Annotated in this window: 4 protein-coding genes; 1 reads left to right on the top strand and 3 read right to left on the bottom strand. The window is 72.1% G+C overall.

What is annotated here, in order from left to right; genetic code table 11:
* Nucleotides 1-34 precede the first annotated feature (34 nt).
* The 3 genes from ACFRAV_RS16545 to ACFRAV_RS16555 all read right to left on the bottom strand — a co-directional run bounded on the left by ACFRAV_RS16545 (nucleotide 35) and on the right by ACFRAV_RS16555 (nucleotide 14,946).
* The gene (locus tag ACFRAV_RS16545; protein WP_382556007.1) at nucleotides 35-820 is read right to left on the bottom strand and encodes a thioesterase II family protein; all 786 of its coding nucleotides are present in this window, start codon (nucleotides 818-820) and stop codon (nucleotides 35-37) included.
* Nucleotides 817-13,497, bottom strand: coding sequence for an amino acid adenylation domain-containing protein (locus ACFRAV_RS16550; RefSeq protein WP_382556010.1), 12,681 nt, complete (start codon nucleotides 13,495-13,497; stop codon nucleotides 817-819). Before ACFRAV_RS16550 ends, ACFRAV_RS16545 begins: the two co-directional genes overlap by 4 nt.
* 120 nt (nucleotides 13,498-13,617) lie before the next feature.
* The gene (locus tag ACFRAV_RS16555; protein ID WP_382556013.1) at nucleotides 13,618-14,946 is read right to left on the bottom strand and encodes an AAA family ATPase; all 1,329 of its coding nucleotides are present in this window, start codon (nucleotides 14,944-14,946) and stop codon (nucleotides 13,618-13,620) included.
* A gap of 277 nt (nucleotides 14,947-15,223) precedes the next feature.
* Here ACFRAV_RS16555 and ACFRAV_RS16560 point away from each other — a divergent pair, with 277 nt between their 5' ends.
* The gene (locus tag ACFRAV_RS16560) at nucleotides 15,224-15,532 is read left to right on the top strand and encodes a hypothetical protein (protein WP_382556015.1); all 309 of its coding nucleotides are present in this window, start codon (nucleotides 15,224-15,226) and stop codon (nucleotides 15,530-15,532) included.
* Nucleotides 15,533-15,553 lie beyond the last annotated feature (21 nt).

Consider the following 15,553-nt stretch of genomic DNA (forward strand, 5'->3'; position numbering starts at 1 on the left):
GTCGTTCGGCTCGGCGGGCCGGGCACCGCGCCGGTCAGGCCGGGGCGGCCGTGGAGTCGCGCAGGGCCTGGAGGGACGGGTTCAGGCGGGCGAAGAAACCGGGCAGGTCCTGCTGGAAGTAGAAGTGGTCGCCGGGCAGCACCTCCGGCGTCACCGGGTGACCGGCGACCGTGGACCAGCCGCCGAGCATCTCCACCGGGACGATCGGATCGGCGTCCCCGCCGAACACCGCGACCGGGCAGTCCAGCCGCACACCCGGGGCGGTGCACCGGTAGGCGTCGTCGATGGCGAAGTCCGCGCGGATGGACGGCAGGACGATCTCGCGGAGCTCCGGGTCGTCGAGGATGCCGTCGTCGGTGCCGCCCCGCTCCTTGATGGCAGCGACGAGCTGGTCGTCGTCGAGGCGCTCGGGGTGCACGGGGCACTGGTTGGGCAGCACCGGCGCCCGGCAGGCCGAGGCGACCAGCCCGGCCGGAGCGCGGCCGGCGGCCTGCAGCGCACGGGCCACCTCGAAGGCGACCAGCGAACCCATGCTGTGCCCGAGCACCACCAGCGGACCCGTGTCCGAGGGCAGTGCGCCGACCACCGGGAGGGCCAGGTCGTCGACCGACTCGGGCAGGTCCTCGCAGTAGCGCGCACCGCGGCCCGGGTACTGGCCGACCAGGAGCCGCACGTCGGCCGGCAGGTGGTCGCGCCACTCGCTGTAGGCGTGCGCGTTGCCGCCCGCGTGCGGCAGCACCAGCAGCGACAGGCGGTGCGGCGCGTCACCGGGCAGATCCCAGACGACGTCCTCGGGGGCGGGGGACGGAGATCCGTTCATGAGCTCATCCGTTCGGTCTCGGTGCGGCGGCGCAGAGCGGGCCGGGCCTTGACGGCCGGCGCGGTCCGGCACGCCGCGATGTGTTCGGCGAGTCGGGCGGGGGTGGGGTGCTGGAAGACGTCGCGGACGGTGAGTCGGACGTCGAGGGTGGTGGCGATGTGGTTGGTGAGGCGGGCGGCGAGGAGGGAGTGGCCGCCGAGGGTGAAGAAGTCGTCGTCGATGGTGGGGGTGTCGGGGAGGTCGAGGGTGCGGGCGAAGAGGGTGGTGAGGGTCTTCTCGGTCTCGGTGCGGGGTGCGCGTCCGGTGCGGGAGGCGGTGGTCGGTTCGGGCAGGGCCCGTTTGTCGATCTTGCCGTTGGGGGTGAGGGGGAGTCGGTCGAGGAGGGTGAGGTAGGTGGGGACGAGGTGGTCGGGGAGACGCTCGGTGAGGTGACCGCGGATGTGATCGGCTGAGGCAGGTGCGTCGGTGACGATGTGGGCGCTGAGCCGGCCTTGGTGGACGGTGACGACGGCTTGGGTGATGTCGGGGTGGGTGAGGAGGGTGGTCTCGATCTCGCCGGGTTCGACGCGGAAGCCGCGGATTTTGATCTGGTCGTCGGCGCGGCCTTCGTAGTGGAGGTTGCCGGACGTGTCGAAGTGGACGAGGTCGCCGGTGCGGTAGAGACGGCTCCCGGCGGGGCCGTACGGGTTCGCCACGAAGCGCGCGGCGGTGAGGTCGGGTCGGCCGAGGTAGCCGTGGGCGAGGCCGTCGCCGGCGAGGTAGAGCTCGCCGGTCACACCGGGTGCGGTGAGTTGGAGGCGGTTGTCGAGGACGTAGGCGCCCTTGTTGACCAGGGGTGATCCGATGGGGATCGTCGGGTGGGGCTGGTCGCCGGGTTCGATGGTGTGGGTGGTGGTGAAGCCCATGGATTCGGCGGGGCCGTAGCCGTTGACGATGGTGATGCCGGGCTTCAGTTGCTGAAGTTTGTGGACGTGGGCCGGGGAGGCGGCTTCTCCGCCGGTGTAGGCGACGGTGACGGTGTCGAAGGCGTCGGGGTGCTCGTCGGCGAGGTAGTTGAACAAGCTCGCCGAGAGTTGGAGCATCGTGACGCCGTGGCGTTGCGAGAGCTCGGTGATCAGCGCCGGTTCGGGTCGCTGCCCCGGTTGCAGGACGGTGGTCGCTCCGTGGAGGAGGGCGCCCCAGAATTCGAGGCTGAAGGCGTCCCAGGACACCGGGGAGCACTGGAGGAACACCTGGTCGGCGCCGAAGTGTCCGTAGGACTGGGCGGTGACGGTGGAGACCAGGTTCCGGTGGGAGGACAGGATGCCCTTGGGTCGGCCGGTCGAGCCGGACGTGAACATCAGGCATGCCGCGTCGTCGCCGGACAGGGGAATGTCGAGGTTCGACTCGGACAGACCGGAGAGTCCCGCCGGCAAGGAAGTGACCGTGGTCCACGGGCCGTCGAGTCGTGCGGCGAGGGTGGGGTCGGTGATGAGGAGGCGTATGCCGGCGTCGGTGGCGGCGGTGTGCAGGCGCTCGTCGGGGAAGTCGGGGTCGAGGAGGGTGTAGGCGGCGCCGGTCTTGGCGACGGCGACGACCGCGGTGGCGAAGTCCGTGCCGCGCTCCAGCAGGACGCCGGCCATGTCGCCCCGGCCGAGGCCCTGGTCGTGCAGGTGGCGGGCCCAGCGGTTGGCGGCCGCGTTGAGTTCCCGGTAGGTGACCTGACGGTCGCGGTCGATGAGCGCGAGCTGGTCGGGGAATCGTTCCGCCTGCGCCTCGAACCGCTCGACCAGCGAGATGTCGCCGATGTCGGCGCTGGTGCCGGCCCAGGTTTTGGTGACCAGCGTCCGTTCGTCCCGGGAGAGGACGTCGAGGTCGCTGATCCGGTGGCTGGGGTCGGCCAGGACCTGCTCGAGGACCCGGCCCAGGACAGTGACCATGCGCCGCACGGTGCTGTTGTCGAACAGGTCCTGGGCGAAGAGCACCGTCCCGTGCAGTCGCCGGTTGTCGTCGGAGCGGAGCAGGAACTCCAGGTCGAACTTGGCCGAACCGTTCGTCATGCCGAAGACGTCGGCCAGGCGGTCGCCGGGCAGCCGAATGGTTGAGGCGCCACCCGTCTCGAGGCCGAGGCAGATCTGGAACAAGGGGTGGCGGGCGAGGGAGCGGGCCGGGTTGACCGTGTCGAGGACGAGGTCGAAGGGGGCTTCCTGGTGGGCGAAGGCGTCCAGGTCGGCGGCACGGATCCGCGCCAGCAGTTCCTTGAAGGTCGGGTTTCCACTGCTGTCGGTGCGCAGCACCAGGGTGTTGACGAAGAAGCCGACCAGATCGCGGAGCTGCTCGTCGCCTCGACCGGCGACCGGTGTGCCGACGGCGAGGTCGGTGCCGGCGCCGAGACGCATCAGGGCGGCGACCAAGGCCGCGTGAACCACCATGAACGGCGTGCAGCCCTCCGCCAGGGCCAGCTCACCCACCCGGGCGAAGAGATCCGGGCCGAGGTCCACCCCGATCTCGCCGCCCCGGTGGGTCGCCCGGGCGGGACGGGGCCGGTCCAGACGCAGACCGTGCTCCTCGGGCAGCCCTTCCAGCGCCGAACGCCAGAACCCGAGCTCCCGCGCCAGCACGCTGTCCGGATCGTCGGGCGAGCCCAGGGTTCTGTGCTGCCAGTGCGCGTAGTCGGCGTACTGCACCGGCAGGGGCTCCAGAACGTTGGTGGTGGCACCCGACAGCCGCGCTTCGTAGGCCCGGGCCAGGTCGTCGAAGAACACGCTGTTCGACGCGCCGTCCGTCGCCACGTGGTGCAGCAGGAGGAACAACACCCAGGTGCCGTCGTCAAGGGCGAACGCCGTGGCTCGGAAGGGGACATCGATCCGCAGGTCGAAGACCTGGCGTGCGGCCGTCGCCAGCTCCCCGTCCAGGTCCTGGGCGGCGATCCGGCGGCGGTCGAGAGGAATGCGGACCTCGGCCGGGGGCAGGATCCGCTGGCGCGGTTCGCCGTCGACCGTCTCGATCAGGGTGCGCAGCGGGGCGTGGCGTTCCGCCAGGTCGTTGAGCGCGGCTTGCCAAGCCACCAAGTCGAGTTCGCCTTCCAGGCGGATTGCGAGGGGCACGTTGTAGGCGGTGCTGTCGCCGTCCAGGTCGGCCAGGAGCCACAGTCGTCGCTGTGCGAAGGACGCGGCCGGCAGCGAGCTGTCGTCGCCGGTGCCTTCTCCGGCTGTGATCGGCGGCAGGGCGGGCTGTCCCTTGTGGCGGGAGATCAGGTCGGCGAGCCGGGCGGGGGTGGGGTGCTGGAAGACGTCGCGGATGGTCAGGCGAACGCCGAGTGCCTCCGCGATGTGGTTGGTGAGCCGCGCCGCCCGCAACGAATGGCCGCCGTGGCGAAAGAAGTCGTCGTCGATCGTGAGGGACTCGGAGGTGCTCAGTGCCCGGGAGAAGAGAGCCACCAGGGTCCCTTCGAGCGGCGTACGAGGCGCCCGGCCGCCCGTCGAGGCCGACGACGGTTCGGGCAGTGCCCGCTTGTCGACCTTTCCGTTGGGAGTGAGGGGAAGCCGGTCGAGAACCACGATGTGTGCGGGCACCAGGTGCTCGGGCAGCAGCTCGGTGAGATGCCGGCGTGCCAGGTCGGCCAGGGTGCCCACGAGGCCTTGCTCCGGCGCTCCGCCGACGACGTGCGCCACGAGGCGCTGCTCGTAGGCGGTGACGACGGCTTGGGTGACGGCGGGGTGGGTGAGGAGGGCGGCCTCGATCTCGCCGGGTTCGACGCGGAAGCCGCGGATCTTGATCTGGTCGTCGGCGCGGCCCTCGTAGTGGAGGTTGCCGTCCGCGTCGAAGTGGACGAGGTCGCCGGTGCGGTAGAGGCGGCTGCCCGCAGGCCCGTACGGATTCGGCACGAAGCGGGTGGCGGTGAGGTCGGGTCGGCCGAGGTAGCCGTGGGCGAGACCGTGGCCGGCGAGGTAGAGCTCGCCGGTGACGCCGGGAGCGGTGAGCTGGAGGTGGTCGTCGAGGACGTAGGCGCCCTTGTTGGTGATGGGTGACCCCACGGGGATCGTCGGGTGGGGTTGGTCGCTCGACTCGATGGTGTGGGTGGTGGTGAAGCCCATGGATTCGGCGGGGCCGTAGCCGTTGACGACGGTGATGCCGGGCTTCAGGCGGTGGAGCTTGTGGACGTGGGCCGGGGAGGCCGCTTCGCCGCCCGTGTAGGCGACGGTGACGGTCTCGAAAGCCTCCGGGTGCTCGTCGGTGAGGTAGTTGAACAGGCTGGCCGACAGCTGGAGCATGGTCACCTTGTGGCGCTGCGCCAGTTCGGCGATCAGCGCGGGCTCCGGGCGCTGCCCGGGCTGCAGGACGGTGGTTCCGCCGTGGAGGAGGGCGCCCCAGAATTCGAGGCTGAACGCGTCCCAGGACACCGGGGAGCACTGGAGGAAGACCTCGTCCGGTCCGAAGTGTCCGTAGGACTGGGCGGTGACGGTGGAGACCAGATTCCGGTGGGAGGACAGGATGCCCTTGGGCCGGCCGGTGGACCCGGAGGTGAACATCAGGCATGCCGCGTCGTCACCGGACAGGGGGACGCTGAGGTTGACCTCGGAGAGGGAGAAGAGTTCTTCAGGCGAGGTGGACACCGTGGTCCAGGGGCCGTCGAGTCGTGCGGCGAGGGTGGGGTCGGTGATGAGGAGGCGGATTCCGGCGTCGGTGGCGGCGGTGCGCAGGCGATCGTCGGGGAAGTCGGGGTCGAGGAGGGTGTAGGCGGCGCCGGTCTTGGCGACGGCGACGACCGCGGTGGCGAAGTCCGCGCCGCGCTCCAGCAGCACGCCGGCCATGTCGCCCCGGCCGAGGCCCTGGTCACGCAGGTGGCGGGCCCAGCGGTTGGCGGCCGCGTTGAGCTCCCGGTAGGTAACTCGTCGCTCACCGTCGATGAGTGCCACGGCCTCGGGCGAACGGGCGGCCTGCCCTTCGAACCTCTCCACCAACGAGACGTCGTGGGTGTTGAGGATCGTGCCTGCCCAGCTCCCTGTGAGCCGGGCACGGTCGTCCTGGGAGAGGATGTCGAGGCTGCCGATCCGGTGGCCGGGGTCGGCCAGGGCCTGGTCGAGGACCTGGCCCAGGACGGTGACCATGCGTCGCACGGTGCTGTCGTCGAACAGGTCTCGCGCGTACAGAACCGTCCCGTGCAGGCGCCGGTTGTCGTCGGAGCGGAGGAGGAACTCGAGGTCGAACTTGGCCGAACCGTTCACCACGCCGAACACGTCGGCCGGTCGTGCACCGGGCAGCCGCAGTTCAGGGGTGCCTCCGGTTTCGAGGCCGAGGCAGATCTGGAACAGGGGGTGGCGGGCGAGGGAGCGGGCCGGGTTGACGGCGTCGAGGACGAGGTCGAAGGGCGCTTCCTGGTGGGCGAAGGCGTCCAGATCGGTCGCACGGATCCGTGCGAGCAGCTCTTGGAAGGTCGGGTCCCCGCTGCTGTCGGTGCGCAGTACCAGGGTGTTGACGAAGAATCCGACCAGATCGCGGAGCTGCTCGTCCCCGCGCCCGGCGACCGGTGTGCCGACGGCCAGGTCGGTGCCGGCGCCGAATCGGGTGAGTGCGGCGACGAGGGCGGCGTGGACCACCATGAACGGGGTGCAGCCCTCCGCCAAGGCCAGCTCGCCCACCCGGGCCATGACGTCCGGGCCGAGATCGACCTCGACCTGTCCGCCCCGGTGGGTCGCCCGGGCGGGGCGGGGCCGGTCCAGGCGCAGTCCGTGCTCCTCGGGCAGCCCTTCCAGCGTGGAGCGCCAGAACCCGAGCTCGCGCGCCAGCACGCTGTCCGGGTCGTCGGGCGAGCCCAGGGTTCTGTGCTGCCAGTGCGCGTAGTCGGCGTACTGGACCGGCAAGGGGGTCAGCACGTTGTTGTCCGCCCCCGACAGCCGTGCTGCGTAGGCCCGTGACAGGTCGTCGAAGAACACGCCGTTCGACGCGCCGTCCGTCGCCACATGGTGCAGAAGGATCAGGAGCACGGTCGTTCCGTCACCGGGCTCAAGCACGCTGACGCGCAGCGGGATCTCCGTCCGCAGGTCGAACCGGTACCCCGCGGCCGTCACCAGGTCGGACTCCAGGGTTTCCGGAGTGGTGCTACGCCGCTCGACCGGCACCCTGACCTCGGCCGGCGGCAGGATCCGCTGGCGCGGTTCGCCGTCGACCGTCTCGATCAGGGTGCGCAGGGGAGCGTGCCGCTCCGCCAGGTCGTTGAGCGCGGCTTCCCATGCGGCTGCGTCGAGTTCGCCTTCGAGGCGGACTGCGAGGGGCACGTTGTAGGCGGTGCTGTCGCCGTCCAGGTCGGCAAGGAGCCACAGCCGTTGCTGCGCGAAGGACGCGGCCGGCAGCGAGCTGCCGTCGCCGGTGCCTTCTCCGGCCGTGATCGGCGGCAGGGCGGGCAGTCCCTTGTGGCGGGAGATCAGGTCGGCGAGGCGGGCGGGGGTGGGGTGCTGGAAGACGTCGCGGATGGTCAGGCGAACGCCGAGTGCGTCCGCGATGTGGTTGGTGAGCCGCGCCGCCCGCAACGAGTGGCCGCCGAGGACGAAGAAGTCGTCGTCGATGGTGGGGGTGTCCGCGCCACCCAGGACCTGGGCGAAGAGCACGGTCAGGGTCTCCTCGAGCGGCGTACGAGGCGCCCGGCCGCACGTCGGGACCGACGACGGCTCGGGCAGAGCGCGCTTGTCGACCTTTCCGTTGGGGGTGAGGGGAAGCCGGTCGAGGACGGTCAGGTAGGTGGGCACGAGGTGGTCGGGGAGACGCTCGGCAAGATGACGGCGGGCGTCCTCGGCGGGCCTGTCGGTGACGATGTGGGCGGACAGCCGGCCCTGGTGGACGGTGACGACGGCTTGGGTGACGGCGGGGTGGGTGAGGAGGGCGGCCTCGATCTCGCCGGGTTCGACGCGGAAGCCGCGGATTTTGATCTGGTCGTCGGCGCGGCCTTCGTAGTGGAGGTTGCCGTCCGTGTCGAAGTGGACGAGGTCGCCGGTGCGGTAGAGGCGGCTGCCGGCGGGTCCTTGGGGGTTGGGGACGAAGCGGGTGGCGGTCAGGTCCGACCGGCCCAGGTAGCCGTGGGCGAGGCCGTCGCCGGCGAGGTAGAGCTCGCCGGTTACCCCGGGGGCGGTGAGTTGGAGGCGGTTGTCGAGGACGTAGGCGCCCTTGTTGGTGATGGGAGATCCCACGGGGATCGTCGGGTGGGGCTGGTCGCTCAACTCGATGGTGTGGGTGGTGGTGAAGCCCATGGATTCGGCGGGGCCGTAGCCGTTGACGATGGTGATGCCGGGCTTCAGTTGCTGCAGTTTGTGGACGTGTGCCGGGGAAGCTGCTTCACCACCTGTGTAGGCGACGGTGACGGCGTCGAAGGCGTCGGGGTGCTCGTCGGTGAGGTAGTTGAACAGGCTCGCCGACAGTTGCAGCATCGTCACCTTGTGACGCTGAGCCAGTTCGGCGATCAGCGCGGGCTCCGGGCGCTGCCCGGGCTGCAGCACCGTCGTCGCTCCGTGGAGGAGGGCGCCCCAGAACTCGAGGCTGAACGCGTCCCAGGACACCGGCGAGCACTGGAGGAACACCTGGTCGGCGCCGAAGTGTCCGTAGGACTGGGCGGTGACGGTGGACACCAGGTTGCGGTGGGAGGACAGGATGCCCTTGGGCCGGCCGGTCGACCCGGAGGTGAACATCAGGCAGGCCGCGTCGTCACCGGACAGGGGGACGCTGAGGTCGTCGGCCTGGTACTCGGTGAGCTGGTCCGGGTTCTCGGTCACCGTGGTCCACGGGCCGTCGAGTCGTGCGGCGAGGGTGGGGTCGGTGATGAGGAGGCGGATTCCGGCGTCGGTGGCGGCGGTGCGCAGGCGCTCGTCGGGGAAGTCGGGGTCGAGGAGGGTGTAGGCGGCGCCGGTCTTGGCGACGGCGACGACCGCGGTGGCGAAGTCCGTGCCGCGCTCCAGCAGCACGCCGGTCATGCCGCCCCGGCCGAGGCCATGGTCGCGCAGGTGGCGAGCCCAGCGGTTGGCGGCCGCGTTGAGCTCCCGGTAGGTGACCTGACGGTCGCCGTCGATGAGCGCGACCTGGTCGGGGAATCGTTCCGCCTGCTTCTCGAACTGCTCCGCCAGCGAGACGTCGTCGATGTCGGCGCTGCTGCCCGCCCAGGCTCCGGTGACGAGCGCCCGCTCCTCCCGGGTGAGGATGTCGAGGTCGCCGATCCGGTGGCCGGGGTCGGCCAGGACCTGGTCGAGGACCTGGCCCAGGACGGTGACCATGCGTCGCACGGTGCTGTCGTCGAACAGGTCTCGCGCGAACAGAACCGTCCCGTGCAAGCGCCGGCTGTCGTCGGAGCGGAGGAGGAACTCGAGGTCGAACTTGGCCGAGCCGTTCACGACGGGGACCACGTCACCCGTCCCGTTGCCCGGCAGGCTCAGACGGGGGGTGGTGGCGACGTCAAGGGTGAGGCAGATCTGGAAGAGCGGGTGACGCGCGAGTGAGCGAGTGGGGTTGAGCGCTTCGAGGACGAGGTCGAAGGGTGCTTCCTGGTGGGCGAAGGCGTCCAGATCGGTCGCACGGATGCGTGCCAGCAGCTCTTGGAAGGTCGGGTCCCCGCTGCTGTCGGTGCGCAGCACGAGCGTGTTGACGAAGAAACCGACCAGGTCACGCAACTGCTCGTCCCCGCGCCCGGCGACCGGTGTGCCGACGGCCAGGTCGGTGCCGGCGCCGAATCGGGTGAGTGCGGCGACCAGCGCGGTGTGGACCACCATGAAGGGCGTGCAGCCCTCCGCCAAGGCCAGCTCGCCCACTCGGCCCATGACGTCCGGGCCGAGATCGACCTCGACCTGTCCGCCCCGGTGGGAGGCACGGGCGGGACGGGGCCGGTCCAGGCGCAGTCCGTGCTCCTCGGGCAGCCCGTCCAGCGTCGAGCGCCAGAAGCCGAGCTCCCGCGCCAGCACGCTGTCCGGGTCGTCGGCCGACCCCAGCACCATCCGCTGCCACTGCGCGTAGTCCGCGTACTGCACCGGCAGCGGTGCGAGCGCGCTCCCCGCCGCCCCGGACACCCGCGCCGCACAGGCCCGCGACAGGTCCTCGAAGAACACGTTGTTCGACGTGCCGTCCGTCGCCACGTGGTGGAGCAGCACGAGGAGCACGCACGACCCGTCACCGGGCTCGAACACGGTGACCCGCAGCGGCATCTCCGTCCGCAGGTCGAACCGGTGTCCCGCGGCCGCCACGAGATCGGACTCCAGGGACCCCGGGGTCGTGACGCGCCGTTCCACCCGCACGCGGGCCTTGTCCGGCGGAAGGACACGCTGGCACGGCTCGCCGTCCACCGTCTCGACCAGGGTGCGCAGCGGTGCGTGCCGTTCGACGACGTCGTTGAGCGCGGCCTCCAGCGCCGCCGTGTCCACGGCACCGTCGACCCGCACCGACAGCGGAACGTTGTAGGCGGTGCTGTCCCCGTCCAGGTCGGCCAGGAGCCACAGCCGCCGCTGGGCGAAGGACGCGGGCAGGGGCCCGGACGCGGGGGCGGCGGGAGCCAGGGCGGGCAGGTCGGTCGCCTTCTGCACGCCCATGCCGGTGACGTGTTCGGCGAGTCGGGCGGGGGTGGGGTGCTGGAAGACGTCGCGGACGGTGAGTCGGACGTCGAGGGTGGTGGCGATGTGGTTGGTGAGGCGGGCGGCGAGGAGGGAGTGGCCGCCGAGGGTGAAGAAGTCGTCGTCGATGGTGGGGGTGTCGGGGAGGTCGAGGGTGCGGGCGAAGAGGGTGGTGAGGGTCTTCTCGGTCTCGGTGCGGGGTGCGCGTCCGGTGCGGGAGGCGGTGGTCGGTTCGGGCAGGGCCCGTTTGTCGATCTTGCCGTTTGGGGTGAGGGGGAGTCGGTCGAGGAGGGTGAGGTAGGTGGGGACGAGGTGGTCGGGGAGACGCTCGGTGAGGTGACCGCGGATGTGATCGGCTGAGGCAGGTGCGTCGGTGACGATGTGGGCGCTGAGCCGGCCCTGGTGGACGGTGACGACGGCTTGGGTGATGTCGGGGTGGGTGAGGAGGGCGGCTTCGATCTCGCCGGGTTCGACGCGGAAGCCGCGGATTTTGATCTGGTCGTCGGCGCGGCCTTCGTAGTGAAGGTTGCCGTTGGTGTCGAAGTGGACGAGGTCGCCGGTGCGGTAGAGGCGGCTGCCGGCGGGGCCGTACGGGTTCGGTACGAAACGTGCGGCGGTCAGATCCGACCGGCCCAGGTAGCCGTGGGCCAGCCCTTCGCCCGCCACGTACAGTTCGCCGGTGGCGCCCGGCGGGCACAGCCGCAGCCTGCTGTCGAGGACGTACAGCGGCTTGTCGGCCAGTGGCGACCCGATGGGGATGGACGGGTGCGGCCGCTGCCCGCGCTCGACGGTGTGCGTGGTGGCGTAGATCATGACCTCGGCGGGGCCGTAGCCGTTGACCACGGTGATGCCGGGCCTCAGCTGCTGCAGCTTGTGCACGTGGGCCGGGGAGGCCGCCTCGCCGACGGTGTAGGCGGTGGCGACGCTTTCGAACGTCTCCGGGTGCTCGTCGACGAGGTAGTTGAACAGGCTTGCCGACAGCAGGAGCGTGGTGACGCGGTGACGCCGGGCCAGTTCGCTCACCAGCGTCGGTTCCGGCTTCTGGCCCGGCTGCAGGACGGCGGTCCCCCCGTGCAGCAGCGGGCCCCAGCACTCGAGGCTGAAGGCGTCCCAGGACACCGGCGACGACTGCAGGTACACCTCGTCCGGGCCGGTCGGGAGGTACCGCTGGCCGACGAGGGTGGCCACCAGGTTCCGGTGGGAGGACAGGATGCCCTTGGGTCGGCCGGTCGAGCCGGAGGTGAACATCAGGCACGCCGGGTCGTCGGGGGTGAGCGGGACGTCCAGGTCTCCTGCCGCCAGGTGGGCGAGTTCCCGCGGATCCTCCGTGTGGACGGCCCACGGACCGTCGAGGCGGCCCGCGAACCGGGGAGTGGTCACCAGGTGGCTGATGCCGGCGTCCCCGGCAGCGGAGCGGAGGCGCTCGTCGGGGAAATCGGGGTCGAGCAGCACATGGGCGGCGCCGGTCTTGAGCACGGCGATCAGGGCGGTGGCGAAGTCCGCGCCGCGCTCCATCAGGACGCCCGCCAGGTCGCCGCGGCCCAGTCCCCGGTCGCGCAGGTGCCGGGCCCAGCGGTCGGCGGCCGCGTCGAGCTCCCGGTAGGTGATCCGCCGGTCTCCGTCGATCAGCGCGACCCGGTCGGGGAAACGTTCCGCCTGTTGCCGGAAGCGTTCCACCAGCGTGGTGTCCTGCCGCTCGGTGGTGGCGCCGGCCCACTTCCCGAGCAGCAGGCCGCGCTCCGCCTCGGTCAGCACCTCGAGATCGGAGGTCGCGCGCCCGGCGAGCTCGCCGGCGCCAGGTGCCGCGGCCGCGGCCAGGAACGCGGCGAACCGGTCCTGGTGGGCGGCGACGGCGTCCGGATCCACGCCCTCGACCGGAGTGTCGAAGTCGATCCGGATGCCGTGCGCGGCCCCCAGGTCGAACACGGCGATGCTGAGGTCGTCGACCGGGCCGTTGCTGACGTTGTGGTTGACCGTCGGGCTGCCGCAGACGGTGAGGTCCGCGTTGAAGCCCATGATGTTGACGACCGGACCGGCGAGTCCGCGCGCCCTCCCCAGGACGCCGGCGTCCCGGCACAGCTCCTCGTAACGGGTCCGCTGGCCCCGCAGGCCGTGCTTGACCTCCGCGGACACCGAGCGGACCAGCGCACCGAACGGCTCGTCGGGGCGCACCCGCACCCGCAGCGGCACCACGTTCGACATCATCCCGGGGGTGCTGCGCGACGTCTGCGTGGTCCGGCCGGTCACCGGCAGGGCGATCACCAGCTCGTCCTGTCCGGTGACCCGGTGCAGGTACACGGCGAGCAGCGACACCAGCAGGACCGGCCAGGAGACCCGCTGCCCGCGGGCCGTGTCCCGCAGCCGGCCCGCGTCGGCCGGGGAGAGCCGCACGGTGCGCCGGGCGAAGGGCAGACCGCCGTGGGCCGGTGCGGCCCGGCCGGAGCCCCGGACCAGACTGCGGGGGACGTCCGGCGCCCCGGCGAGGTGTTCCCGCCAGGCCGCCCGCTCGGCGGCGGCCTCCGGCGACCCGCGGAACGCGGCGTCCTCCGCCAGCAGGTCGGAGAGCCGCCCGAACGGCGACGGACCCCACGACTCGCCGGCCACCGCCCGCTCGTACAGCTCCACCAGCCGCGTCAGCGCGAGCCCCACGCCGACGCCGTCCACGACCAGGTGGTGGAACCCGTAGAAGTAGAAGTACCGCTCCGCGCCCAGCCGGATCAGCGCGCAGCGCACCGGCGGCTCCGAGGCCAGCGCGAACGGGGTGCTGATCATCCCGTCGACCAGCCGCCACGCCTCCGCCTCCGGATCGGCCGCCCCGCTCACGTCGGTGAACGGCAGGTCCAGCAGGCCGGCGTCGGCGTCGACGACCTGCCAGACCTGCTCCCCGTCCTCCTCGAAGCGACGGGTCCGCAGGAAGTCCGCCTCCTCGGCGAGCCGACGCCAGGCGGCGGCCATCAGCGCGGGGTCGAGCGGGCCGAGGATCTCCCGGCACTCGGCCACGTTGTACTTCAGGCCCGTCGGGTCGAGGGCGTGCGCCGTCCAGATGTCACGCTGGGCCGCCGAGAGGGGCAACCGGGTGGCGGCCGGGACGGGAGCGACAGGCGCGTCGGACGACATGGCGGTCTCCTGGTGAGGGACGGCGGGGGAGGGGCGGGCAGTGCCATACAACCCGCCGGCCGGGGCGTGGAGCGGCAGTTGTTCCGGCGGGAGCAACAGCAGCGGGCCGCCGCGCGGCAGTCAGGCGGCAGTCGCGACGGCAGCCGCCCCGAGGACCGCGCGCACCACGCACAGCACCCGGAAGGCGGGCAGCGCGCCCTCCTCGACGGACCGGACCACGCCGCCGACCAGCAGGTCCCGCAGCATGCGGCCGCACTCGGGCAGCGGACGGCCGGTCAGCCGGACCACGTCCTCCAGCAGGAAGGCGCCGTCGCCGTCACGGCACAGGCCGGCGAGCAGATCCCGGCAGGGTGCGGGCAGTTCCGCCACGGTGCGCGCCACCCGCTCCTGGAGCCGGGAGCCGGCCGGGCCGTCGGCCAGATGGGCGAGCAGCGGAGAGGGGTCCGACTCCAGGAGGGAGCGCAGCGCGGGCAGGTCGTAGACGGCCAGCCAGGACGCGGCGGCCGCGAGCGACATCGGATGGCCGTCGAGTCGGTGGCAGATCCACGCCACATCGGCGAGGGCCCGCTCGGTGGGGACGATCCCCGGGCGCAGTCGGCGCAGCTGGTCCAGGAAGAAGCGGGAGGCGGCCGTGTCGGCGGGGCCCGTGGCGGAGGGCTCGGGAGCGTCCAGCGGCGACAGCAGGAAGAGACGTTCGCCGGGAACGTTCCACGGCCGGTCGGCGGTGACCAGCAGACGCACCCCGGGCAGCTCGCGCAGCAGACGGCCCAGCCGGTGGAAGTCGAACAGGTCCGTGTCGGCGCCGTCGAGGACGAGCACGACACCGCGGTCGCCGGGCAGCCCGGCCGGCCCGCCGGGCAGATCGTCGTCCCGCCCTTCGCCGCGCAGGAAGGCGGCGCAGTCGGCCGCGAGCGCGGAGAACGGGCCCTGCCCGCCGGGGAGGCAGTCGACGGCCGTCCCGGGCGCGGAGTGCCACAGCACGGCCAGACCCGCGTCGTGCAGCCGCGCGGCGGCCTCCAGGACGAGCCGGGTCTTGCCCACACCGCTCAGCCCCACGACGGTCACCAGCCGTTCGGCGCCCGAGCGGAGCTCCTCCACCACCGCGGCGCACTCAGCTTCACGCCCGATCAGCGGGTGAAGGGGAACAGGCGGCGCAGGGCGCTCGACGGCCGCCCGGACACCTCCTCGGTGGCCGCGCTGGGCCGCCTCCTCGAGAGCCGCACGGGCGCGAGGGCCGAGCCGCAGGCCGTCGGCGATCAGCCGGACCGTGTCGGTTCTCGGCCGCTGCGCCTTCCCCTTCTCCAGGTCGCGTATGGCGCGGACGCTGATGGTGGAGAGGTCCGCGAGCTCCCGCTGTGTCAGGCCGATGCGCAGCCGGTGCCGAAGGATGAGGGCGCCGAGCGCGAGGGCGGCGGGGGCGGTGTCCTGAGAAGCAAGGCGGTGCGTCATGTGCAGCTCCTGCTGGTCGGGTCAGGAAGGTCTGCCGGCCATGGTCGGCACGCCGCCTATCCAGGAACCATCCCGCCGCTAACCCCTCACGCGCCGCCCGCCGGCCACCGCGCCGGCCACCGCCGGCGGCCGGCGAGCGCGGCTATCACGACGGGACAGCGGGCGCCGGACCGTGATAGCGGGGTGATAAGGCAGCGGACGGTGCCGTGAATCCGGCCCTTCCTAACTTTGTGGTCGTCAGCCGCTACCGGCCGCCACCACCGAGAGGAAGCACCCCATGTCGCACACCGCCGCCCCCCGCAACGCCCTCCGCGCCACGGTCGCCTCCACGCTGATCGTGCTCCTCGCCGCCGCCGGCGCCCAGACCGGCTGGGCCGCCGCCACCGGACCGGACACCGCGGTGGTCGCCACCGCCGGGACCACCGTCGGCGGCGACACCACCACCGACGAGGGCGACACCGGCACCACCACCGGCGGCACGGGCAGCACCAGCGGCACGGGGACGACCGGCGGCACCGGCACGACCGGTGGCACGGGCGGCACCGGTGGCACGGGCGGCACCACCGACAACAACCCCTGGGACTGACCCCGGCCGCGACCGGTCCGC

The organism is Streptomyces sp. NPDC056600 (genome assembly GCF_042792855.1).
In the GTDB taxonomy this organism is placed as follows: domain Bacteria; phylum Actinomycetota; class Actinomycetes; order Streptomycetales; family Streptomycetaceae; genus Streptomyces.